Origin of the sequence: Salmonella sp. 3C (genome assembly GCF_025426275.1) — a bacterium.
Classification (GTDB): Bacteria; Pseudomonadota; Gammaproteobacteria; order Enterobacterales; family Enterobacteriaceae; genus Salmonella; species Salmonella enterica.
Window position 1 is genome coordinate 2,327,524 of sequence record NZ_CP104858.1, and the last position, 22,520, is coordinate 2,350,043.

Annotated in this window: 20 protein-coding genes; 15 read left to right on the forward strand and 5 right to left on the reverse strand. The window is 53.6% G+C overall.

Annotated features, from left to right (window positions below; genetic code table 11):
- Positions 1-197: 197 nt before the first annotated feature.
- The 3 genes from tamA to N7E69_RS11040 are packed head-to-tail and all read left to right on the forward strand — an operon-like array spanning position 198 to position 6,054.
- Entirely contained in the window at positions 198-1,931 is a 1,734-nt protein-coding gene (gene tamA / locus N7E69_RS11030) for an autotransporter assembly complex protein TamA (protein ID WP_001120230.1), read from the forward strand.
- Positions 1,928-5,707: an autotransporter assembly complex protein TamB gene (gene tamB, locus N7E69_RS11035; protein ID WP_000060818.1), complete on the forward strand. Its 3,780-nt coding sequence runs from the start codon at positions 1,928-1,930 to the stop codon at positions 5,705-5,707. The genes tamA and tamB overlap by 4 nt, the downstream gene beginning before the upstream one ends.
- 2 nt (positions 5,708-5,709) lie before the next feature.
- Entirely contained in the window at positions 5,710-6,054 is a 345-nt protein-coding gene (locus N7E69_RS11040; protein WP_001219167.1) for a gamma-glutamylcyclotransferase, read from the forward strand.
- Between the two features lie 53 nt (positions 6,055-6,107).
- Here the strand turns inward: N7E69_RS11040 and N7E69_RS11045 are convergent, their stop codons facing one another.
- From N7E69_RS11045 to fbp, 4 genes are all read right to left on the reverse strand, one after another.
- Positions 6,108-7,310: an MFS transporter gene (locus N7E69_RS11045; RefSeq protein WP_108610911.1), complete on the reverse strand. Its 1,203-nt coding sequence runs from the start codon at positions 7,308-7,310 to the stop codon at positions 6,108-6,110.
- A complete protein-coding gene (locus N7E69_RS11050; protein WP_000977207.1) occupies positions 7,307-8,470 on the reverse strand; it encodes a metallo-dependent hydrolase in 1,164 nt (387 codons plus the stop codon). The genes N7E69_RS11045 and N7E69_RS11050 overlap by 4 nt, the downstream gene beginning before the upstream one ends.
- Before the next feature lie 409 nt (positions 8,471-8,879).
- Positions 8,880-9,410: an inorganic diphosphatase gene (ppa, locus tag N7E69_RS11055; RefSeq protein ID WP_000055079.1), complete on the reverse strand. Its 531-nt coding sequence runs from the start codon at positions 9,408-9,410 to the stop codon at positions 8,880-8,882.
- Between the two features lie 226 nt (positions 9,411-9,636).
- Positions 9,637-10,635, reverse strand: a complete 999-nt coding sequence (fbp, locus tag N7E69_RS11060) for a class 1 fructose-bisphosphatase (protein WP_000853764.1) — start codon at positions 10,633-10,635, stop codon at positions 9,637-9,639.
- Positions 10,636-10,809: 174 nt separating this feature from the next.
- Here fbp and mpl point away from each other — a divergent pair, with 174 nt between their 5' ends.
- Positions 10,810-12,183, forward strand: coding sequence for a UDP-N-acetylmuramate:L-alanyl-gamma-D-glutamyl-meso-diaminopimelate ligase (gene mpl, locus N7E69_RS11065; protein ID WP_001219850.1), 1,374 nt, complete (start codon positions 10,810-10,812; stop codon positions 12,181-12,183).
- Positions 12,184-12,289: 106 nt separating this feature from the next.
- Here mpl and yjgA read toward each other — a convergent pair whose 3' ends face one another.
- Positions 12,290-12,841, reverse strand: coding sequence for a ribosome biogenesis factor YjgA (gene yjgA, locus N7E69_RS11070; protein WP_000166287.1), 552 nt, complete (start codon positions 12,839-12,841; stop codon positions 12,290-12,292).
- A gap of 95 nt (positions 12,842-12,936) precedes the next feature.
- On the opposite strand from yjgA, the gene pmbA reads away from it, so the two are divergent.
- The 11 genes from pmbA to N7E69_RS11125 all read left to right on the forward strand — a co-directional run bounded on the left by pmbA (position 12,937) and on the right by N7E69_RS11125 (position 22,481).
- Positions 12,937-14,289, forward strand: coding sequence for a metalloprotease PmbA (pmbA, locus tag N7E69_RS11075; RefSeq protein ID WP_000852994.1), 1,353 nt, complete (start codon positions 12,937-12,939; stop codon positions 14,287-14,289).
- 98 nt (positions 14,290-14,387) lie between these two features.
- Complete coding sequence (gene cybC / locus N7E69_RS11080) at positions 14,388-14,774, forward strand: cytochrome b562 (protein ID WP_001232231.1); 387 nt, start codon at positions 14,388-14,390, stop codon at positions 14,772-14,774.
- A 277-nt stretch (positions 14,775-15,051) separates the two neighbouring features.
- Positions 15,052-15,390, forward strand: coding sequence for a glycine dehydrogenase (locus tag N7E69_RS11085; RefSeq protein WP_001255104.1), 339 nt, complete (start codon positions 15,052-15,054; stop codon positions 15,388-15,390).
- Positions 15,391-15,400: 10 nt separating this feature from the next.
- Positions 15,401-15,763: an SFCGS family glycine-rich protein gene (locus N7E69_RS11090; protein WP_000435389.1), complete on the forward strand. Its 363-nt coding sequence runs from the start codon at positions 15,401-15,403 to the stop codon at positions 15,761-15,763.
- Positions 15,763-16,065 (forward strand): DUF4312 family protein, encoded by a 303-nt coding sequence (locus N7E69_RS11095; RefSeq protein WP_000975187.1) that lies wholly within the window; start codon positions 15,763-15,765, stop codon positions 16,063-16,065. The genes N7E69_RS11090 and N7E69_RS11095 overlap by 1 nt, the downstream gene beginning before the upstream one ends.
- A gap of 22 nt (positions 16,066-16,087) precedes the next feature.
- Complete coding sequence (locus N7E69_RS11100) at positions 16,088-16,864, forward strand: DUF4311 domain-containing protein (RefSeq protein WP_000478578.1); 777 nt, start codon at positions 16,088-16,090, stop codon at positions 16,862-16,864.
- Between the two features lie 11 nt (positions 16,865-16,875).
- On the forward strand, positions 16,876-17,520 hold the full coding sequence (locus tag N7E69_RS11105) for a DUF4310 family protein (protein WP_000392127.1): 645 nt from the start codon (positions 16,876-16,878) through the stop codon (positions 17,518-17,520).
- 58 nt (positions 17,521-17,578) lie between these two features.
- A complete protein-coding gene (locus N7E69_RS11110; RefSeq protein ID WP_000459958.1) occupies positions 17,579-18,712 on the forward strand; it encodes an amidohydrolase/deacetylase family metallohydrolase in 1,134 nt (377 codons plus the stop codon).
- A complete protein-coding gene (locus N7E69_RS11115; protein WP_001139169.1) occupies positions 18,696-19,814 on the forward strand; it encodes a DgaE family pyridoxal phosphate-dependent ammonia lyase in 1,119 nt (372 codons plus the stop codon). The genes N7E69_RS11110 and N7E69_RS11115 overlap by 17 nt, the downstream gene beginning before the upstream one ends.
- Positions 19,811-20,551: a 2-dehydro-3-deoxy-phosphogluconate aldolase gene (gene dagF / locus N7E69_RS11120; RefSeq protein WP_261743246.1), complete on the forward strand. Its 741-nt coding sequence runs from the start codon at positions 19,811-19,813 to the stop codon at positions 20,549-20,551. The genes N7E69_RS11115 and dagF overlap by 4 nt, the downstream gene beginning before the upstream one ends.
- A gap of 16 nt (positions 20,552-20,567) precedes the next feature.
- Positions 20,568-22,481 (forward strand): BglG family transcription antiterminator, encoded by a 1,914-nt coding sequence (locus N7E69_RS11125; RefSeq protein ID WP_001212138.1) that lies wholly within the window; start codon positions 20,568-20,570, stop codon positions 22,479-22,481.
- Positions 22,482-22,520 lie beyond the last annotated feature (39 nt).

The window sequence follows — 22,520 nt, forward strand, 5'->3', positions numbered from 1 at the left end:
AAGCGTTAATTGGCGTTAAGGTTGTAACGAGACGCATCTTTGCACACAATAACAACATTAATGTATCTGGATTTAACCATAAGAAATATTTGGGCAGTCGTCTGCTTTTCAATCGAAATTGTTGATTTTATGTTAAGCCGCGGAGCGGTAGTGTGATTTTTTCCAGGGGTGGGAATAGGGGATATTCAGGAGAAAATGTGCCACATATCCGTCAGTTATGTTGGGTTAGCTTACTGTGCCTGAGCAGTTCTGCGGTAGCCGCAAATGTTCGTCTGAAAGTCGAAGGGCTATCCGGAGAGCTGGAAAAAAACGTTCGCGCACAGCTCTCTACGATTCAGAGCGATGAGGTGACGCCGGATCGGCGCTTTCGCGCCCGAGTTGATGATGCGATTCGCGAAGGGCTTAAAGCGTTAGGCTATTACGAACCCACTATCAAATTCGACTTGCTTCCACCGCCTGCGAAAGGACGGCAGGTATTAATCGCCAGGGTTACGCCCGGCCAGCCGGTGTTGATTGGCGGTACAGAAGTCATTTTACGCGGCGGCGCGCGTACGGACAAAGATTATCTGGCCTTACTGAAAACGCGTCCGGCAATCGGCACGGTGCTCAACCAGGGGGACTATGACAATTTTAAAAAGTCGTTAACCAGCGTGTCGCTACGCAAAGGCTATTTCGACAGCGAATTCATTAAAAGTCAGTTGGGAATTGCTCTGGGCCGTCATCAGGCGTTTTGGGATATTGATTATGATAGCGGTGAGCGCTATCGCTTCGGACCTGTCACCTTCGAAGGTTCGCAGATTCGTGATGAATATTTACAAAATCTGTTGCCGTTTAAAGAGGGCGATGAGTACGAATCGAAAGATTTGGCGGAACTAAACCGCCGACTTTCCGCTACCGGATGGTTTAATTCTGTCGTGGTGGCGCCGGAATTTGAGAAATCGCGTAAAACAAAAATTCTGCCGTTAAAAGGCGTGGTATCGCCGCGAACCGAAAATACGATTGAAACCGGGGTGGGGTACTCCACCGACGTCGGGCCGCGCGTGAAAGCGTCGTGGAAAAAACCGTGGATGAACTCTTACGGTCATAGTCTGACCACCAGCACCAGTATTTCTGCGCCGGAACAGGTGCTGGATTTTAGTTATAAAATGCCGCTGCTGAAAAACCCGCTGGAGCAATACTATCTGGTACAGGGCGGTTTTAAACGTACCGATTTGAATGATACGGAGCAGGACTCGACCACGCTTGCCGTGTCGCGTTACTGGGACCTTTCCAGCGGTTGGCAGCGGGCGATTAACCTGCGCTGGAGTTTCGACCACTTTACCCAGGGGAACGTCACCAATACCACCATGCTGTTCTACCCGGGCGTGATGATCAGCCGAACCCGCTCGCGAGGGGGACTGATGCCAACCTGGGGCGATTCGCAGCGCTATTCAGTAGACTATTCGAATACGGCCTGGGGCTCCGACGTGGATTTCTCCGTGCTGCAGGCGCAAAACGTCTGGATTCGGACTTTGTACGATCGCCACCGTTTTGTGATGCGCGCCAATTTAGGCTGGATAGAAACCGGTGATTTCGACAAAGTTCCGCCGGATTTACGTTTCTTCGCCGGGGGCGACCGCAGTATTCGCGGCTATAAATACAAATCTATTTCGCCTAAAGACAGCGACGGCAATCTTAAAGGCGCCTCAAAACTGGCAACCGGATCGCTGGAGTACCAGTATAACGTCACCGGCAAATGGTGGGGGGCAGTGTTTGTCGATAGCGGCGAGGCGGTGAGTGATATTCGCCGTAGCGATTTCAAAACCGGGACCGGGGTCGGCGTGCGCTGGGCGTCGCCGGTTGGGCCTATCAAACTCGATTTTGCCGTACCGGTCGGCGACAAAGACGAACACGGTTTACAGTTTTATATCGGTCTGGGGCCTGAATTATGAGTTTATGGAAGAAAATAAGCCTCGGCGTGTTGATTTTCATTGTGGTGTTACTGGCGAGCGTTGCGTTTCTGGTCGGGACGACGACGGGGCTGCATCTGGTATTCAGTGCGGCGAACCGCTGGGTGCCGGGGCTGGAGATTGGGCAGGTCACCGGCGGCTGGCGGGACTTATCGTTAAAAAATATCCGCTATGAGCAGCCGGGCGTTGCGGTAAATGCGGGCGAAATTCATCTGGCCGTCGGGCTTGATTGCCTGTGGCACAGTAGCCTGTGCGTCAATGATCTGGCGCTAAAAGACATTAATGTCGCTATCGACAGCAAAAAAATGCCGCCTTCCGAACCGGCGCAAGAAGAGGAAGAAAGCGGACCGCTGAACCTCTCCACGCCCTGGCCCATCACGCTGTCGCGCGTGGCGTTGAATAACATCAATATCAAGATTGATGACACTACCGTTTCGGTGCTGGATTTTACCTCCGGGCTGGCATGGCAGGAGAAAAACCTGACCCTGAAACCGACGCGGCTTCAGGGATTGCTGATCGCGCTGCCGAAGGTCGCTGACGTGGCGCAGGAAGAGGTGGTTGAACCCAAAATCGAGAAACCTCAACCGGATGAAAAGCCGCTTGGCGAAACGCTAAAAGATCTGTTTGCAAAACCAGTAATGCCGGAGATGACCGATGTTCACCTGCCGCTCAATCTGAATATCGAGTCATTTCGCGGCGAGCAGCTACGCATCACCGGCGATACCGATCTGACGGTGCGCACGATGCTGCTTAAAGTCAGCAGTATCGACGGTAATATGAAGCTGGATACTCTGGATATCGACGCCAACCAGGGCACGGTGAAAGCCTCCGGTACGGCGCAGCTCGCCAATAACTGGCCGGTTGATATTACGCTCAACAGTACGCTGAATATCGATCCGCTAAAGGGTGAAAAGATAAAACTCAAGGTCGGCGGCGCGTTACGCGAACAACTGGAGGTCGGGGTGAACCTTTCCGGGCCGATGGATGTCGCGCTTCGCGCCCAGACGCGGCTGGCGGAGGCCGGTTTACCGCTCAATCTTGAAGTCGTCAGCCAACGCATTGCCTGGCCATTGACGGGTGATACCCAGTTTCAGGCTGACGATCTGAAGCTCAAACTGAGCGGTAAGATGACCGACTATACGTTGTCGATGCGAACCGCCGTGAAAGGACAAGATATTCCGCCGGCGACCATCACGCTGGATGCCAAAGGGAATGAGCGGCAGATTAATCTCGATAAACTCACCGTCGCCGCTCTGGAGGGAAAAACCGAACTGAAAGCGCTGGTGGACTGGCAGCAGGCGATTAGCTGGCGTGGCGAACTGACGCTGAATGGCATCAATACCGCTAAAGAGATCCCGGATTGGCCCGCGAAGCTTAACGGCGTCATGAAAACCAAAGGCAGCCTCTACGGCGGCACCTGGCAGATGGATGTTCCGGAGCTCAAGCTGACCGGCAATGTGAAGCAGAACAGCGTTAACGTCAACGGGACGCTAAAGGGCAACAGCTACATGCAGTGGACGATCCCGGGGCTGCACCTTGCGCTGGGCCCAAACAGCGCCGATATAAAAGGCGAGCTTGGCGTTAAGGAGCTGAATCTTGACGCCGCCATCGATGCGCCAGGGCTGGATAATGCGCTGCCAGGACTGGGCGGCATGGCAAAAGGAATCGTTAAAGTCCGCGGTACGGTAGAAGCGCCGCAGCTGTTGGCGGATATCACCGCCCGCGGTCTGCGCTGGCAGGATCTGTCTGTCGCCCAGGCGCGCATTGAGGGCGATATTAAATCCACCGATCAGATAGCGGGCCATCTCAACGTTCGCGTAGAGCGGATTTCGCAACCCGACGTTAACATCAATCTGGTGACGCTTGACGCCAAAGGCAGCGAGAAGCAGCATCAGCTACAGCTCCGTGTTCAGGGAGAACCGGTATCCGGTCAACTCTCCCTGACAGGCAGTTTTGATCGCGAGGCGGCGCGCTGGAAAGGGACGTTAAGCGACACCCGTTTCCAGACGCCAGTGGGGCCATGGTCGTTGACCCGCGCGATTGCGCTGGACTACCGTAATAAAGAACAGAAAATCAGTATCGGGCCGCATTGTTGGCTGAACCCGAACGCCGAGCTGTGCATCCCGCGAACCATTGATGCGGGCGCCGCAGGACGGGCGGTGGTCAATCTCAACCGCTTTGATCTGGCGATGCTGAAACCATTTATGCCTGATACCACTCAGGCCAGTGGGATCTTTAGCGGGAAAGCGGATGTGTCGTGGGATACCACCCAGGAGGGATTGCCGCAGGGGAAGGTCACGCTTTCCGGTCGTAATGTGAAGGTCACGCAGACCGTCAATGACGCGCCGTTACCGGTCGCGTTTGAGACGCTGAACCTCAGCGCCGATCTGCACAATAATCGCGCCGAGCTGGGATGGCTGATTCGCCTGACGAACAATGGTCAATTCGATGGCCAGGTGCAGGTAACCGATCCTCAGGGGCGGCGCAATCTCGGCGGTAACGTCAACATGCGCAATCTCAATCTGGCGATGGTCAACCCTGTCTTTTCGCGCGGCGAAAAAGCGGCGGGAATGTTAAACGCCAGGCTACGTCTGGGCGGCGATGTGCAAAGCCCGCAGTTGTTTGGTCAGTTGCAGCTTAGCGCGCTGGATATTGACGGTAATTTTATGCCGTTTGAGATGCAGCCGAGCCAGCTCACCATGAACTTTAGCGGTACGCGCTCGACGCTCGCTGGTATCGTGCGAACACAACAAGGGCAAATTAACCTGAACGGTAACGCCGACTGGAGCCAGATTGACAACTGGCGCGCGCGGGTGACGGCGAAAGGCAGTCGGGTGCGGATCACCGTTCCGCCGATGGTGCGCCTGGATGTCTCGCCGGATGTGGTCTTTGACGCGACGCCCTCGCTGTTCACGTTGGATGGGCGTGTGGACGTTCCGTGGGCACGAATTGTGGTGCACGACCTGCCGGAGAGCGCGGTCGGCGTCTCCAGCGATGTGGTTATGCTCAATAATGACCTGCAACCAGAAACGCCGCAGACAGCGTCTATTCCCATCAACAGTAATCTGACGGTCCACGTCGGCAACAACGTGCGCATCGACGCCTTCGGGCTTAAAGCGCGTTTGACCGGCGATTTGAAAGTCGCGCAGGATAAGCAGGGACTGGGGCTGAATGGTCAAATCAATATTCCTGACGGCCGATTCCGCGCCTACGGCCAGGACCTGCTTGTCCGTAAAGGCGAGCTGCTGTTCTCCGGCCCGCCGGATCAGCCGCTGCTCAATATCGAAGCGATCCGTAACCCTGACGCCACCGAAGACGATGTCATTGCGGGCGTGCGTGTCACAGGCACTGCTGATGAACCCAAAGCGGAAATCTTCTCCGATCCGGCGATGCCGCAGGCTGAAGCGCTTTCTTATCTGCTGCGTGGGCAGGGGTTGGACAGCAATCAGAGTGATAGCGCAGCAATGACCTCCATACTTATTGGTCTGGGGGTTGCGCAAAGTGGTCAGGTTGTGGGTAAAATCGGAGAGACATTCGGTGTAAGTAATCTGGCGCTGGACACGCAAGGGGTGGGCGATTCGTCCCAGGTTGTGGTCAGCGGCTATGTACTGCCGGGTCTACAGGTGAAGTATGGTGTAGGGATATTTGACTCTCTGGCGACGCTCACGTTACGTTATCGCCTGATGCCTAAGCTATATCTGGAAGCAGTGTCTGGCGTAGATCAGGCACTTGATTTGCTCTATCAGTTTGAGTTTTAGCAATGCGAATATTTGTCTATGGCAGTTTACGACAGAAACAAGGCAACAGTCACTGGATGACCAATGCCCAATTGCTTGGCGATTACCGTATCGATAACTACCAGTTGTATAGTCTGGGCCACTATCCAGGCGCAGTTCCGGGAAACGGAGCGGTATACGGTGAAGTTTATCGAATTGATAACGCCACGCTGGCCGAACTTGATGCTTTGCGCACCAGGGGCGGTGAATACGCACGCCAGTTAATCCAGACGCCTTACGGCAGCGCATGGATGTATGTATATCAACGTCCTGTTGATGGGTTAACTCTGATTGAAAGCGGTGACTGGTTAGACAGAAACCAGCCCTGAACTGAACACGCCACCCTCGGGTGGCGTTGTTTTTTACATTCTGGCTGATGGCGCTAGCGCCGGGCACGATGAGCTCTTATTCTGCCGTAGATCAATAATGACGCGCCGCCCAGGATAACAATGCATCCGAGAACCATAAATCCCTGCATATAGCTGCCGGTTGTCCGGTAAAAATAGCCGACCATTAGGCCTGCCAGCGTACCGCCGCCGCCGATGCCATTAATAATACCGGAGGCTGGGCCAATCGCATGGGGTTTAACGTTCGACTGGATAATCGACCAGATATTGGGGGTAAAGCTGGCGGCATAATAGCCCATCGCCAGGGTAATGAGCGTGATTTTAAAGCCCGGCGCATCGACAAATGGCAGGAGAAATAACATCACGCCGGGGATTAGTAGGCCCAGTGAAGCAATAAGTACACGTTTTTGTGTCTTATCACTGATCCATGAGATAGGGATTGCCAGTATAACCGCAGTCAGATAAGGCAGAGAACTGACCAATGCTTTACTGAATCCGGTATAGCCGAGAGAATTGACAACCATGGGTATCCATAACGTAATTCCCCAGAACAACATCCCTTGAGTGATGTAGGTAAAAATAAGGAGTAGGAAGGGGGTTCCGCCCAGCGATTCCAGGGTAAGTTTAGTTTTCTCTGTTGGCGCCGGCGCACGATAATAAGGCGCTTCTTCCTGTTTTTTCAGCATTGTTATATAAAGTGGAACTACAACAACAATGCCGATCACACCAGTAATAATAAAAACATTTCGCCAACCGAAGGCAGCATCCAGCGGGGACAAAATCATAAACCCCAGGCCTAATGCCAGGAACTGTCCATAATACTGGATAATACTGTTCGCCTGCGTCCGTTCTTTGTCTGAAAACCAGTCGCTGGCGAAGCGGGACTGCTGCGGCCAATAAATGCCTTCGGTAATGCCAAGCACTAGCCGACAAATCAAAATAACATACACTGACGAGGTAAATCCGACAAAAACGGTCGCAATCGACCAGATTAGCACCATCAGAATGACTATTTTTTTCGGATCGTATCGCTGGGTAAATACGCCGCCAAAAATATTTGAAAAGGCATAGCCAATAAGAAATATGGTTAATACAATGCTGGCCGTTGCGCCATCAATATTCAGGTCGTGTGTAATCGTAGGTAACGTAACGGAAAGATTAGAACGGTCAAGATAAGCAACAAAAAGGCCGAACATTAATGTCGCGCCGATCCGTAGCCATTTTTGCATTGAGGTCATTTTTCAACTCCGTTTGGCCGCGCGCCAAAATCAATTTGACGAAATAATATCTCACCGGATTTTATGGTCATTTGTGGTACCAGCACATGCGTCCCCGTGAGCGTTTCACCATGAATATCGGCAAATTCAACATGCCTGTTTTTTAATTTAAAGATGGCGATATCGGCAAATGCCCCAGGGGCCAGCGTACCAATTTCTGCTGCCATGCCCAATAAAACTGCTGGGGTATGGGTACAGGCGTTAATGACATCGGTAAGCGCGACGCCGAGTGCTAAATATTTCGATAAAATCCATGGTAAGGCGTAAACAGGCCAGGCGAGTTTAGTGATGGTTGAGAGATCGCTACTGATGATATCCGGAAGAAAGCCATTGGCGATGGCTCGGCGTGCCGTGTTCATTGAAAAATGGCTGCGACCATTGGCGGCATCAAATATAACGCCTCTTTCCCTTGCCTGACGGACTTCGGCTAAGACCGCGCCTTCATCAGTAAGAATGGTGCTACCTTTGCCGTGAAACGCATGAGCGATAATATCGCCGCGGCGTAGCAAGGAGACAAGTTCTTTCATGGGAACGACGGGATGAGTCGAGTGTATTGCCACGGGGCACCTTAAATCGTTGGCAATACGAAGGGATTCAGTCAGCGGTTTTAATCCATATTCAGCAATGTCCTCAGTCTGAACCTTGAGTTTTAATCCCTGAAGAACGTTGCGATACTGACGAAACAGCGCGTGGATCTTATTTTCATCAATATTGTCAGGATCATAATTTTCTTGTGACCAGGTTTGGCCCGGCGGCGACACGGTCAGAAACGCTTTGATTCGAACTTTGCTGGCGCAAATCACCGTTCGGTAGAAGGCATCAAAGTTTGCCGTACCGGCAGAACCTGCATCCACGACGGTGGTGACGCCATTCGGCGGCATGTACATATCAGGCCTGACGCCGCCTTCCGTCGCGTCATAAAAAACATGCGCGTGATAATCGATAAGACCGGGAGTGACGATCATACCGTCGGCATGGATAATCCGGGTCTCCGAAGTTACAGGATATTTATCGGCATCAACGATAATATCGTTAATGATGCGTAAATTGTTAATCTCATTAATATTACGAGCGGGATCGATGATATGTCCACCGGTAATTAATATATCATTTTTCATCATAATCTCTTAAAATAGTAAATAATTATGGCAGCCCTTAAAAATATATTAAAAAGTGTGTTTTGAGCGGATATTATGTTGGATTAAAAATACGGTTATTGGTAGGGAGAGCTTAGGATACCTTATTAAAAAGGTAATCGGGCCTATGCACTAAATAAGAATTTGGCGCTTGCTAATATTTAGGGCGTAAGTCCAGAGGAGTCTGCGGGCATTCACAAAACAATTATTATCTTAAGCTTTTTAGAGAAAATGTGAGCGTATTCAACCCTTTTTAATAAAAAATAAGGTAAAGTCTTATTCATTCCGTGAATGTTAAACTAATAATGATAAAAATTGTGTTCTATTCATTAGCCAATAAAAAGGCCCTCATTACTATGAGAGCCTTTATCTTGACGCTTATGTAAAAGCGAACTTATTTCTTCGCTGCGCGCTCGAAGGAGGCAACGATTTCCGCTTTAGCCGCTTCGGCGTTGTCCCAACCGTCAACTTTCACCCATTTGCCTTTTTCGAGATCTTTATAATGCTCGAAGAAATGAGTGATCTGCGCTTTCAGCAGTTCCGGCAGATCGTTCACATCTTTAATGTGATCGTACTCTTTGCTCAGTTTGGTGTGCGGTACGGCAACCAGTTTCGCATCTTCACCGGATTCGTCGGTCATTTTCAGTACGCCAACCGGACGGCAACGGATGACGGCGCCTGGCTGCAGCGGGTACGGCGTCGGGACCAGAACGTCTACCGGGTCGCCGTCCAGAGACAGGGTATGGTTGATGTAACCGTAGTTGCACGGATAGAACATCGCGGTGGACATGAAGCGGTCAACGAACAGCGCGCCGCTCTCTTTGTCAACTTCGTATTTGATCGGATCTGCGTTAGCCGGGATCTCGATAACGACGTAGATATCTTCCGGCAGTTCTTTACCCGCCGGGACGTTGAGTAAGCTCATGTCTGTTTCCTTTGAATTTATGACAAACAAGTGGCGAGTATTATAGCCAACTCACGCCGAAAGTCTTCGCTTGTTTTCGTTTCCGCCTCATCTGGCGCGTCGTTGCGGAGCATAAACGACAAAGGTTAAGAACCGGAAAAATCACGGGCCTGATAAGGCAACGCCGCCATCGGACATGTTATTGCCCAATGGCGGCTTCATGCGTTAGTCCGCATGGTGGTAAAGATTACGCGTCCGGGTATTCGCGGATAAAGCGTTCCACATCGTCAACCATATGGCGGTTGCCAACGAAGAACGAGCGGCGCTGGTGCAGGCTTTCCGGAATGATATCCAGAATACGTTCTTTACCATCGCTTGCTTTGCCGCCGGCCTGTTCCGCGAGGAACGCCATCGGGTTGCATTCATACAGCAGACGCAGTTTTCCCTGCGGATGGCTGGCGGTGCTGGGGTAGAGATAGATGCCGCCTTTCAGCAGGTTGCGATGGAAATCGGCCACCAGAGAGCCAATGTAACGTGAGGTATAAGGGCGACTTGTTGAACTATCCTCTTCCTGGCAGAATTTGATGTACTTCTTCACGCCATTCGGGAATTTAATGTAGTTGCCTTCGTTAATGGAGTAGGTTTTACCCTTTTCCGGGAAACGCATACGTTCCTGGCACAGACAGAACACGCCTAACGACGGATCGTAGGTGAAAGCGTGTACGCCGCAGCCGGTGGTGTAAACCAGCATGGTGGACGAGCCATACACGACATATCCCGCAGCGACCTGTTTGTTGCCGGGTTGCAGGAAATCTTCTTCGGTGACTGGCGTGCCGACGGGCGTCACGCGGCGATAAATCGAGAAAATCGTACCGACAGAGACGTTAACGTCGATGTTAGAAGAGCCATCCAGAGGGTCCATCAGCACCACATATTTCGCGTGTTCGCAGCCTTCAAAGACGACAATTTCGTCCTCTTCTTCCGATGCGATGCCCGCTACAATATCGCGCGCTTTTAGTGCAGCTTTCAGTTTCTCGTTCGCGAACAGATCGAGTTTCTGCTGAACCTCGCCCTGTACGTTCTCAGCACCGCTGGCACCCAGGATATCGACCAGACCGGCCTTGTTGATATCGCGGTGGATGATCTTGGCGCCCAATTTTATTGCCGACAGCAAAGCAGTGAGCTCACCGGTAGCCTGAGAGAACTCGTGCTGCTTTTCGACAATAAATTCACCTAACGTTTTCATAACACTTTCCCTGCAATTGATTGGAGTAAAGCGACCGTAACAATCTTAACAAACATTTCAGATGATGCGCTCAGGTGAATCGCGCCAGCAAAGTACAGATTTACCTGAAATGCGTTTCTCACTTGCCAGACATGTGCGTAAAATGGCTCGCAGATAAAAAAAGGATAGTGACGTATGCGCATTCATATTTTGGGAATTTGTGGCACTTTCATGGGGGGGCTGGCGATGCTGGCTCGCTCGCTTGGTCATGAAGTAACGGGTTCGGACGCCAATGTGTATCCGCCGATGAGTACCTTACTTGAGAAGCAAGGCATTGATCTGATCCAGGGGTATGACGCCAGCCAGCTCGATCCGCAGCCGGATCTGGTGATTATCAGCAATGCGATGACGCGTGGGAATCCGTGCGTGGAAGCGGTGCTGGAAAAAAACATTCCCTTTATGTCTGGTCCACAGTGGCTGCATGACTTTGTGTTGCGCGACCGCTGGGTACTGGCGGTCTCCGGTACCCACGGCAAAACCACGACCGCAGGCATGGCGACCTGGATACTGGAAGCGTGCGGGTACAAACCGGGCTTCGTGATTGGCGGCGTACCGGGCAACTTTGAGGTTTCCGCGCGCCTGGGCGAGAGCCCATTTTTTGTTATCGAAGCGGATGAGTACGACTGCGCGTTCTTTGATAAACGTTCTAAATTTGTGCATTACTGCCCGCGGACGTTGATCCTCAACAACCTTGAGTTTGATCATGCCGACATCTTCGACGATCTGAAAGCGATCCAGAAGCAGTTCCACCATCTGGTGCGCATCGTGCCGGGGCAGGGGCGCATCATCTGGCCGGAAAACGACATCAACCTGAAACAGACCATGGCGCTGGGCTGCTGGAGCGAGCAGGAGCTGGTGGGCGAGCAGGGACACTGGCAGGCGAAGAAGCTGACTACGGATGCTTCCGAGTGGGAAGTGTGGCTGGACGGCGAAAAAGTCGGCGATGTGAAATGGGGCCTGGTCGGCGAACATAACATGCACAACGGTCTGATGGCGATTGCCGCCGCGCGCCACGTGGGCGTCGCGCCCGCAGAAGCGGCCAGCGCGCTGGGGTCATTTATTAACGCCCGCCGCCGTCTGGAGCTACGCGGTGAAGCGAACGGCGTGACGGTGTATGACGATTTTGCTCACCATCCGACGGCAATTCTGGCCACGCTGGCGGCGCTGCGCGGTAAAGTGGGCGGCACCGCGCGCATTATCGCAGTGCTGGAGCCGCGTTCTAACACGATGAAGATGGGGTTATGCAAGGATGACCTGGCGCCGTCGTTAGGGCGTGCGGATGAAGTGTTCCTGCTGCAGCCGCCGCATATTCCGTGGCAGGTTTCAGAAGTGGCGGACGCCTGCGTACAGCCTGCTCACTGGAGTGGAGATGTCGATACGCTGGCGGAAATGGTGGTGAAAACCGCACAGCCTGGCGATCACATCCTGGTGATGAGCAACGGCGGTTTCGGCGGCATCCATCAGAAATTGCTGGATGGGCTGGCGAAAAAAGCACTGGTTGTGGAGTAAAAAATGCCCGGTGGCGCTGCGCTTACCGGGCCTACAATACGTACATTCCCGTAGGCCGGATAAGGCGCCAGCGCCGCCATCCGGCAGACGCTATCAACGTGTAAAATTACCCTTCGTTTTCCGCCAGCTCGCGCAGATACTGGAAGATCTGACGCGCTGATTTCGGCGGTTTGTTGCCTTCTTTCTCTTTCTTCGCATTGCGGATCAATGAACGAAGCTGTTGACGATCGGCGTGCGGCCACAGGGTCAGTACTTCGGCTACCGCGTCATCGCCTTCGACGATCAGACGATCGCGCAGATGCTCAAGCTTGTGAAACAGCACCACCTGCTGATTATGGCGGTTTTTCAGCTTGTCCAGCGCCTGGCGAATAGGTTCAACGTCGCGTTGGCGCAGCATTTTTCCGATAAGCTGCAACTGGCGGCGGCGTCCTTCCATTTTGATACGCTGGGCCAGTTCAATGGCGTCGCGCAGATCGGCGTCCAGCGGGATCTTATCCAGCGCGTTTTTCCCCAGATCCACCAGTTCCGCGCCCAGGCGTTTTAATTCCTCGGCATCGCGTTTAATTTCACTTTTACTGACCCAGATAATTTCATCGTCTTCGTCTTCGATGTCATCACCGGGAACGTCGTCGAGCCAGTCTTCGGGCTGCTTTGTCATGTCAGGCTCCTTAAAAAAAGAGGCTAATGTTACCAGTTAAGATGCGTACTGAAAAACGGTTCTCTGTTAGACTTCAGAGAAACTCTCTCTACATTATGGCATTTGCAATGAAAGTAATCTCACAAGTTGAAGCGCAGCGTAAGATTCTGGAAGAAGCAGTTTCGACAGCGCTGGAGTTAGCCTCAGGCAAATCGGATGGGGCGGAAGTCGCCGTCAGCAAGACCACCGGCATTAGCGTCAGCACCCGTTATGGTGAAGTAGAGAATGTCGAATTTAATAGCGACGGCGCGCTGGGAATTACGGTGTATCACCAGAACCGCAAAGGCAGCGCCTCTTCGACGGATTTAAGCCCGCAGGCGATTGCCCGTACCGTGCAGGCCGCGCTGGATATCGCGCGTTACACGTCGCCGGACCCGTGCGCAGGCGTGGCGGACAAAGAACTGCTGGCGTTTGACGCGCCGGATCTGGACTTGTTCCACCCGGCAGAGGTTACGCCAGACGAAGCCATTGAACTGGCCGCGCGTGCGGAACAGGCTTCTCTAAAGGCGGATAAACGCATCACCAATACCGAAGGCGGGAGCTTTAACAGCCATTACGGCATTAAAGTGTTCGGCAACAGCCACGGCATGTTGCAGGGATATTGCTCCACGCGCCATTCGCTCTCAAGCTGCGTCATCGCCGAAGAGAACGGCGATATGGAGCGTGATTACGCTTACACCATCGGTCGGGCAATGGCGGATCTGCAAGCGCCGGAATGGGTCGGGGCCGAGTGCGCGCGCCGTACCTTATCCCGCCTGTCGCCGCGCAAGCTCTCCACCATGAAAGCGCCGGTCATTTTCGCCAATGAAGTGGCGACAGGGCTATTTGGTCATCTGGTCGGGGCGATTGCCGGCGGCGCGGTATACCGTAAATCCACTTTTCTGCTCGACTCGCTGGGCAAACAAATTCTGCCTGAATGGTTAACCATCGAAGAACACCCGCATCTGCTAAAAGGGCTGGCGTCTTCACCGTTCGACAGCGAAGGCGTGCGTACGGAGCGCCGGGACATTGTGAAGGATGGCGTACTGACGCAATGGTTGCTGACCAACTATTCCGCCCGCAAACTGGGGCTGAAAAGTACCGGTCATGCCGGCGGCATTCATAACTGGCGTATCGCCGGGCAGGGGCTGAACTTTGAGCAATTGCTAAAAGAGATGGGCACCGGCCTGGTGGTGACGGAACTGATGGGCCAGGGCGTCAGCGGTATTACCGGCGACTACTCCCGCGGCGCTGCGGGATTCTGGGTTGAAAATGGTGAAATCCAGTACCCGGTAAGTGAAATTACCATTGCCGGTAATTTAAAAGAGATGTGGCGTAATATTGTCACCGTGGGTGATGATATTGAAACGCGCAGTAATATACAGTGTGGTTCGGTATTGTTACCGGAGATGAAAATCGCCGGACAATAATACCCGTCATACTTCAGGCTGCAGGCGCGTTGGCTGCCTGCGACCCGAATTATTCAGGGTATTACACTTATCGTTAATAATAAAAAAGGAAGTGAGCAATGCGTAAAAGCCTGTTAGCTATTCTTGCTGTGTCATCGCTGGTATTCGGTTCGGCTGTTTTTGCTGCCGATCTTGAAGATAATATGGATATTCTCAATGATAACCTGAAAGTTGTTGAGAAAACGGATAGTGCCCCTGAACTGAAAGCGGCATTAACCAAAATGCGCGCGGCCGCGCTGGATGCTCAAAAAGCTACGCCGCCAAAGCTGGAAGATAAAGCGCCGGATAGCCCGGAAATGAAGGATTTTCGTCACGGTTTTGACATTCTGGTCGGCCAAATTGATGGCGCGCTGAAGCTGGCGAACGAAGGTAACGTTAAAGAAGCGAAAGCGGCGGCGGAAGCGCTAAAAACCACCCGCAATACGTATCATAAGAAGTATCGTTAATTTTTGTGGGATGGCGGCTTCGCTTTATCCGTAGGTCGCCATCCGGCAAAATGTAATACCCATCACACTTTCTCACTTTATACGACAACGTCATTGTTTCGCCATTTCCTCTTTATGCCGCGATAGATCTCACACTTTCCCGGCGATAATTCATTAATGCCGCCTTTTCTGTGGCGCAGATCACCTATCCCACTCGCGTTTCCACTTCGAGGTGGAAAATAACTCGCTACAAACTTTTAACCCTTACCGCTAGTTTTATCTCATTGCCATTAACGGGGTGAGACGCGTGGATAACGGAGCAGTAAAACACGATGCTGGTGAGCGAATTAACGAACTGGCTGAACAGGTGTTAACGCAGGTGGATAGCCTGCTGGGGCGGCATCACATTGTCCCCAATGCGGTACAGACGCAAATGCTGACCTCGCACGTTCGCGCGATGGCGCACCGGTCAATTACCGGCGAGCCTTTACCGGAAGTCGATGCCAGCTTGTTTGATGAAATCTCAGCCGAATCAATGGCGCTCGCCCGCGAAATCGTGGCGGCGTTTGGCAACCTTCCTGACGAAGAAGCCTGGCTATTATCGGTACATTTTGAAGTCGCGAAAGACAACCTCTAAGGAGCAAAAAATGGAACAGATTACCGTCGTGATTGGCGATCGCCTGGGTAAAGGCCAGAAAGTAGCGGCAGGCGTGGAAAAAGCGGGCGGTCGCGCGGTCGTCGTACCGGGCGTCGCGGCAGACATGAAGCTGGGCGATGTGATGAAAGCGGAAAACGCCACCTTCGGCATTTCATTTTGCGGCAGCGGCGGCGCGGGCGCTATCACCGCGCAAAACAAGCATGGCTACAAAGCCAAATATGGAATGCGGTCAGTGGATGAAGGCGTCACCGCTATCAATGAAGGCTGCAACGTGTTGGGTTTCGGCTTTATGGATAAAGAAGAGCTCGGCGAGCGCCTGGTGCAGGCGTGGCAAAAGAAATACGGCGCCTGATGATGAAAGAGCAATTCACCACCACGGTGAGAGTAAAAGGCAAGGGCGACGCCAAAGCACGCGCCTTTGCCGATGCGCTGAACCATGTTCAGTCGGCGGTGATGAGAGAGTCGCCGTATATCTTACTGCGTATTGAGCCACAGGATGTGCGGATTGTTCAGGCGCATGAGTCGGTGCGTAAAGAGGCCTTTCTGTTTTTCTTTTTGCGCCGGGAACGACGCACTTACAGCGTGGAGCTGGATGTGACCGTCAACGTGACCGCCATCAATCTCGACAGGGTGGATTTCGTCGCGAAACGCTGATTTTTATTAAAAAGGCATAGTTATGTTCCTGATAATACTAATTAAATCGCTCATTATCGGCGCGCTGGTCGGCGTAGGGGTGGGCGCTGGGGCTGCACGCATGTTTCACGCGCCAACCACGCAGGGGATGGGCGCGTTCCGTACGTTGGGCGAACTCAACTCTTGTGAAGGCGACCCGGCATCTCACTTCTCCTTTGGGCTGGGTTTCTTCTTTAACGCCTGGGCGTCGTCTGTGGCGGCCGGATCGTTCACCCAGGATGTCGATCACCGCATCATCCCTAACTGGGGCGCGGCGGCGCTAATGATCAAAAACCGTAACGTCGGCGAGACGCTGCACGACCCGAAAAAAATGGCGATCGCCTGCGCCGTCATCGGCATGATTGTCGTAACGTTCCTTAACCTGACCGCCTCATCCGTGCCAGAAGCGCTACAGGTGACGGCGGTTAAGGTGCTGGTACCGGCGGCAAACCTGCTGGTCAATATCGTCATGCCTGTGATCTTCTGGTTAGCGGCGATCGACGCTGGTAAAAAATCGGGCTTCTGGGCCACCGTTTTCGGCGGCGCGGCGCAGCTCATCATGGGGAACGCCGTACCGGGGCTGGTGCTGGGTATTTTGATCGGCAAAGGCGTAGAAGAGAGCGGCTGGAACCATGTCACCAAAGTGATGATGGTCGCCATCGTTTTGCTGTTTGTGTTGAGCGGCTTCTTCCGCGGCTTCGACATGAAAATGATCGAGTCTTTCAACATGACGGTACCGAACTGGCTTGAACTGATCCACAACTCGCTCAGCGGCAAATAACGGAGGCCACAATGGAAGAGAATAAAGGTTTTTGGTATGCCGACTGGTCGTTCCCGATCTTTGTTGGCCTGCTCTCCTCCGGCGTTTTCGCCGGGACGCATATGTACTATCTGTACGGCATCGGCGCATTTAACGAAGTCGCTTTTGTGGCGATGTTGAAAGCGGGGATGGATACCGGCGTCTACGGCGCGGTCGCCGCTTTCGGCGCCAGCTTTTTATTTGCCCGCATTATCGAAGGTTCGCTGGTCGGAATTCTGGATATCGGCGGGGCAATTCAGACCGGCGTGGGCTTAGGGGTTCCGGCGTTATTGCTGGGAGCCGGCTTTGTCTTCCCGGTGGCGAACTTTATCGCTTCGCTGATAACCGGTCTGGTGATTGGCCTGGCGATTGGCTACATCATTATTCTGGCGCGTAAGTTCACCATTAATCAGAGCGACTCCACGTACGGAGCGGACGTCATGATGGGGGCCGGTAACACTTCAGGCCGTTTTCTGGGGCCGTTAATTATCCTCAGCGCCATGACGGCATCGATTCCCATTGGTCTGGGCTCTCTGGTGGGCGCGCTGCTGTTTTATATCTGGCAGAAGCCGATTACCGGCGGCGCGATTTTAGGCGCGATGATCCTCGGTTCCATCTTCCCGATTGCGATTAGCTAACTGTTGATTTGTAGGCCGGATAAGGCGGTTGCGCCGCCATCCGGCAAAGGAGAGAGCGATGTTTGATTTACTCCTGCGCCATGCGCGTCTGGTCGATGACACGCTGACTAATATTGCCCTACAAGATGGCAAAATCGCGGTGTTGGGTGACGTTGATGGTCCGGCGGTGAAAACCATTGACCTGCGCGGCGAGTGTTACGTTAGCGCGGGTTGGATTGATTCTCACGTCCACTGCTACCCGACATCGCCGATTTACCATGACGAACCGGACAGCGTGGGTATTGCCACTGGCGTTACCACAGTGGTGGATGCAGGCAGCACTGGCGCAGATGATATTGACGATTTTTACACCCTGACTCGTCAGGCGACCACCGACGTTTATGCGCTGCTGAATGTTTCACGCGTCGGGCTTATTGCCCAAAACGAGCTGGCTAACATGGCCAATATTGACGCTGATGCGGTTCGGCAGGCGGTAAAACGCCATCCGGATTTTATCGTCGGCCTCAAGGCGCGGATGAGCAGCAGCGTGGTAGGCGTTAACGGCATCACGCCGCTGGAACGCGCTAAAGCCATGCAGCAAGAAAACGGCAACCTGCCGCTGATGGTACATATTGGCAATAACCCGCCGGATCTGGACGAAATCGCGGAGCGTCTGACGGCGGGCGATATCATTACCCACTGTTACAACGGTAAGCCGAACCGTATTCTTCGGCCTGACGGCGAGCTGCGCGCCTCGGTGACACGAGCGCTGGCGCGCGGCGTGCGTCTGGATGTCGGGCATGGTACCGCCAGCCTGAGCTTTGCGGTGGCGAAACGCGCTATTAGCCTGGGGATTTTACCGCATACCATCAGTTCCGATATCTACTGCCGTAACCGCATCAACGGCCCGGTACATTCGCTGGCTAATGTGATGTCGAAATTCCTCGCCATCGGCATGTCGCTGCCGCAGGTCATTGCGTGCGTGACGGCCAATGCCGCCGATAGCCTGAATCTGAAAACCAAAGGGCGTCTTCAGCCAGGTCTGGATGCCGACCTGACCCTCTTTACGCTTAAACGCCAGCCCACCGTGTTGGTAGACGCGGAAAACGACAGCTTACAGGCTGAAGAATTGCTGACGCCGCTTGCCGCGATACGCGCAGGCAAGGGCTATATGACCGAACAAGGGAGCGCGGAACATGCCTTCGATTTTTGAGAAGTATCAATTAAAACAGGTGATTAACGCCTCCGGACGTATGACGGCGCTCGGCGTCTCTACGCCGCGCCCGGAAGTGATAGACGCGGCGATGGCCGGAATGAATCAGTATTTCGAGATGAAAGATCTGGTGAATAAAACCGGCGAGTACATTGCGAAATTGCTGGAGGTGGAAGGGGCGACGGTAGTCTCCTGCGCCAGTGCGGGTCTTGCCCAGTCGGTTGCCGCGGTACTGGTTCAGGACAGCGACTGGCTGCTGGAAAACCTGCACGTTACACCGATTGAAAATAACGAAATCGTCCTGCCAAAGGGCCACAACGTCAACTTTGGCGCGCCGGTGGGAACGATGGTGGCGCTGGGCGGCGGCAAACTGGTGGAAGCCGGTTACGCCAACGAATGTTCCGCCGCGCAGTTGGCGGCGGCCATTACGCCGCGCACGGCGGCTATTCTCTATATCAAATCTCACCACTGCGTACAGAAAAGTATGCTCAACGTGGAGCAGGCTGCGGTGGTGGCGCGTACGCATAATCTCCCGCTGATTGTGGACGCGGCGGCGGAAGAAGATTTGCAGTGCTACTACCGCGTGGGCGCAGATCTCGTTATCTATAGCGGCGCGAAAGCGATTGAAGGGCCGACCAGCGGGCTGGTGATTGGCAAAACGCAGTATGTTGAGTGGGTAAAACGTCAGTCAGCGGGCATTGGCCGGGCGATGAAGGTCGGCAAAGAGGGAATTGTTGGCCTGACCTGCGCCATTGAATTGTACCTGCGGGCGCAAAAAGAGAGCGGCGCGGAGATGGTAGAAAAAATGGCGCCCTTTATCGACACGTTGAACACGTTTAACGGCGTCAGCGCCCGCGTGGTGTGGGACAGCGCCGGACGCGACATCGCGCGCACGGAAATTAAGTTTGATGAAGCCGTTACCGGCATCGCCACAGGCGAACTGGTCGACGCGCTGAAGCAAGGAGAATACGCGATTTACTTTCGCGGATACAAAGCCAACGAAGGGATTATTGAAGCGGATGTCCGCAGCGTCGATCGCGCGCAGTTAGCGATTGTGGCGCGTCGTATTGGCGAGGTGATTAATCAGGAGAAACAAGCATGAAACTGACCCCTAACTTTTACCGCGATCGCGTTTGCCTGAACGTACTGGCCGGTTCGAAAGATAACGCCCGGGAAATCTACGCGGCGGCGGAAGGTCATGTGCTGGTTGGCGTGCTCTCCAAAAACTATCCGGATGTGGCAAGCGCAGTCGCGGATATCCGTGAATATGCGGCGCTTATCGATAATGCGCTCTCCGTCGGACTGGGGGCAGGCGATCCTAACCAGTCGGCGATGGTGAGCGAAATCTCGCGTCAGGTACAGCCGCAGCATGTCAACCAGGTGTTTACCGGCGTAGGGGCCAGCCGGGCGCTGCTGGGGCAAAACGAGACGGTGGTGAACGGTCTTGTCTCGCCGACCGGCACGCCGGGACGGGTGAAAATTTCCACCGGCCCGCTAAGCAGCCGCGCGCCGGACGGCATCGTACCCATAGAAACGGCGATTGCGCTGCTCAAAGATATGGGCGGCAGCTCCGTTAAATACTTTCCGATGGGAGGACTCACCTGTCGCGACGAGTATAAAGCGGTGGCTGACGCCTGCGCTCGCCATGATTTCTGGCTGGAACCGACGGGCGGCATCGATCTGGAAAACTTCGCCGAGATTCTGCACATCGCCCTTGATGCAGGTGTAAGCAAAATCATTCCTCACATTTATAGTTCGATTATTGATAAGGTGAGCGGCAACACCCGTGCGGACGATGTACGTCAGTTACTCGCTATCGTCCGGTCGCGTGTCGGCTAATCATGAGGAGAGAGACGTGCGATTCCCCAACCAACGTTTAGCGCAGCTATTTGCGATGCTGCAAAACGAGACGCTGCCGCAGGATGAGCTGGCGCAGCGGTTGTCGGTCTCCACGCGTACCGTTCGGGCGGATATCGCCGCGCTGAACATGTTGCTGACGCCGCATGGCGCGCAATTTACTCTCAGCCGCGGCAACGGGTATCAGCTCAAAATTGATGATCCGGCACGTTATCAATCCCTGCAAACGCAGCAATCTCCCGCCCTGGCGCGCGGTCCGCGCACCAGCCAGGAGCGGATACACTATTTGCTGGCGCGTTTTTTAACCTCCGCCTTCTCGCTGAAGCTGGAGGATTTAGCAGATGAATGGTTTGTCAGCCGTGCGACGTTGCAGAACGACATGGCGGACGTGCGCGAGCATTTGCTGCGTTATCATCTGACGCTGGAAACGCGTCCGCGTCATGGCATGAAATTGTTTGGCGGAGAGATGGCGATTCGCGCCTGTCTGACCGACCTTTTATGGACGCTGGCGCAGCAGGAGCCCTCTCATCCGTTAATTGTTAGTACCACGCTGAACACCGAGGTGTCTCAACGGCTGCGGTCTCTTTTGCCGGATATTTTCTCTCATTGTCAAATCCGCCTGACCGATGAGGGCGAGCTGTTTCTACGTTTATACTGCGCGGTGGCGGTACGGCGTATTCGCGAGGGGTATCCGTTATCGGAATGTGTGGCGGAGGAGGTTGATGAAAAGGTGCGCCATGCGGCGCATGAGATTGCGGAGCTACTACAACAGCTGGCCGACAAGCCGCTGTCGGAGCCGGAAGTAAGCTGGCTGAAGGTGCATATTGCCGCCCGCCAGGTACAGGAGATTGCCCCCAGCGCCATTAATGCCGATGATGAAGAGGCGCTGGTGCGCTATATCCTCAATTTTATTAATACCCAGTACAACTATAACCTGTTGAATGATAAACAGCTTCACGCGGACTTGCTGACCCACATCAAAACGATGATCACCCGCGTGCGCTACCAGATCATGATCCCCAACCCACTACTGGAAAATATTAAGCAGCACTATCCGATGGCGTGGGATATGACGTTGGCGGCGATATCGAGTTGGGGAAAATACACGCCGTATACCATTAGCGAAAACGAAATCGGTTTTCTGGTGCTGCATATTGGCGTTGGGCTGGAACGTAGTTACAACATTGGCTACCAGCGGCAGCCGCAGGTACTGTTGGTGTGCGATGCTGGTAATGCGATGGTGCGGATGATTGAAGCGGTACTGGCGCGGAAATACCCGCAGATTGAGATTGCCCGCACTCTGACGCTACGCGACTATGAGGCGCGGGACAGTATTGTGGAGGATTTTGTGATTTCCACGGCGCGGATCGGTGAAAAAGATAAGCCGGTCATCATGATCGCACCCTTTCCTACCGACTATCAATTGGAGCAGATCGGTAAGCTGGTGCTGGTGGACAGAACGCGCCCGTGGATGCTGGATAAATATTTCGATGCCTCGCATTTTCGCATCGTGGAGGGGGAAATAGATCAACAGACGCTGTTTAAAACGCTGTGCGATCAGTTGCATGAGGAAGGCTTTGTTGATGCGGCGTTTCTCGATTCGGTTATTGAACGTGAAGCTATCGTCAGTACGTTATTAGGCGACGGGATTGCCTTGCCACACGCGCTGGGGCTGCTGGCGAAGAAAACGGTGGTTTATACGGTGCTCGCGCCACAGGGGATTGCCTGGGGTGACGAAACGGCGCACGTTATTTTTTTACTCGCCATCAGCAAAAGTGAATATGAAGAGGCGATGGCCATCTACGATATTTTCGTCACTTTCCTGCGCGAACGCGCCATGACGCGCCTCTGCGCATGTCAGAATTTTACGCAATTTAAAACGGTCGCGATGGAGTGCGTGAGTCGTTTTTGAGAGGCGTTATCCAGAATTCGATGTAATGCGAATGTAATG

Excerpts from the sequence above, each read along its gene's own strand:
- tamB (WP_000060818.1), top strand. The coding sequence starts at position 1,928 with ATGAGTTTATGGAAGAAAATAAGCCTCGGCGTGTTGATTTTCATTGTG.
- N7E69_RS11040 (WP_001219167.1), top strand. The coding sequence starts at position 5,710 with ATGCGAATATTTGTCTATGGCAGTTTACGACAGAAACAAGGCAACAGT.
- N7E69_RS11045 (WP_108610911.1), bottom strand. The coding sequence starts at position 7,310 with ATGACCTCAATGCAAAAATGGCTACGGATCGGCGCGACATTAATGTTC.
- N7E69_RS11050 (WP_000977207.1), bottom strand. The coding sequence starts at position 8,470 with ATGATGAAAAATGATATATTAATTACCGGTGGACATATCATCGATCCC.
- ppa (WP_000055079.1), bottom strand. The coding sequence starts at position 9,410 with ATGAGCTTACTCAACGTCCCGGCGGGTAAAGAACTGCCGGAAGATATC.
- fbp (WP_000853764.1), bottom strand. The coding sequence starts at position 10,635 with ATGAAAACGTTAGGTGAATTTATTGTCGAAAAGCAGCACGAGTTCTCT.
- mpl (WP_001219850.1), top strand. The coding sequence starts at position 10,810 with ATGCGCATTCATATTTTGGGAATTTGTGGCACTTTCATGGGGGGGCTG.
- yjgA (WP_000166287.1), bottom strand. The coding sequence starts at position 12,841 with ATGACAAAGCAGCCCGAAGACTGGCTCGACGACGTTCCCGGTGATGAC.
- pmbA (WP_000852994.1), top strand. The coding sequence starts at position 12,937 with ATGGCATTTGCAATGAAAGTAATCTCACAAGTTGAAGCGCAGCGTAAG.
- cybC (WP_001232231.1), top strand. The coding sequence starts at position 14,388 with ATGCGTAAAAGCCTGTTAGCTATTCTTGCTGTGTCATCGCTGGTATTC.
- N7E69_RS11090 (WP_000435389.1), top strand. The coding sequence starts at position 15,401 with ATGGAACAGATTACCGTCGTGATTGGCGATCGCCTGGGTAAAGGCCAG.
- N7E69_RS11095 (WP_000975187.1), top strand. The coding sequence starts at position 15,763 with ATGATGAAAGAGCAATTCACCACCACGGTGAGAGTAAAAGGCAAGGGC.
- N7E69_RS11100 (WP_000478578.1), top strand. The coding sequence starts at position 16,088 with ATGTTCCTGATAATACTAATTAAATCGCTCATTATCGGCGCGCTGGTC.
- N7E69_RS11105 (WP_000392127.1), top strand. The coding sequence starts at position 16,876 with ATGGAAGAGAATAAAGGTTTTTGGTATGCCGACTGGTCGTTCCCGATC.
- N7E69_RS11110 (WP_000459958.1), top strand. The coding sequence starts at position 17,579 with ATGTTTGATTTACTCCTGCGCCATGCGCGTCTGGTCGATGACACGCTG.
- N7E69_RS11115 (WP_001139169.1), top strand. The coding sequence starts at position 18,696 with ATGCCTTCGATTTTTGAGAAGTATCAATTAAAACAGGTGATTAACGCC.
- dagF (WP_261743246.1), top strand. The coding sequence starts at position 19,811 with ATGAAACTGACCCCTAACTTTTACCGCGATCGCGTTTGCCTGAACGTA.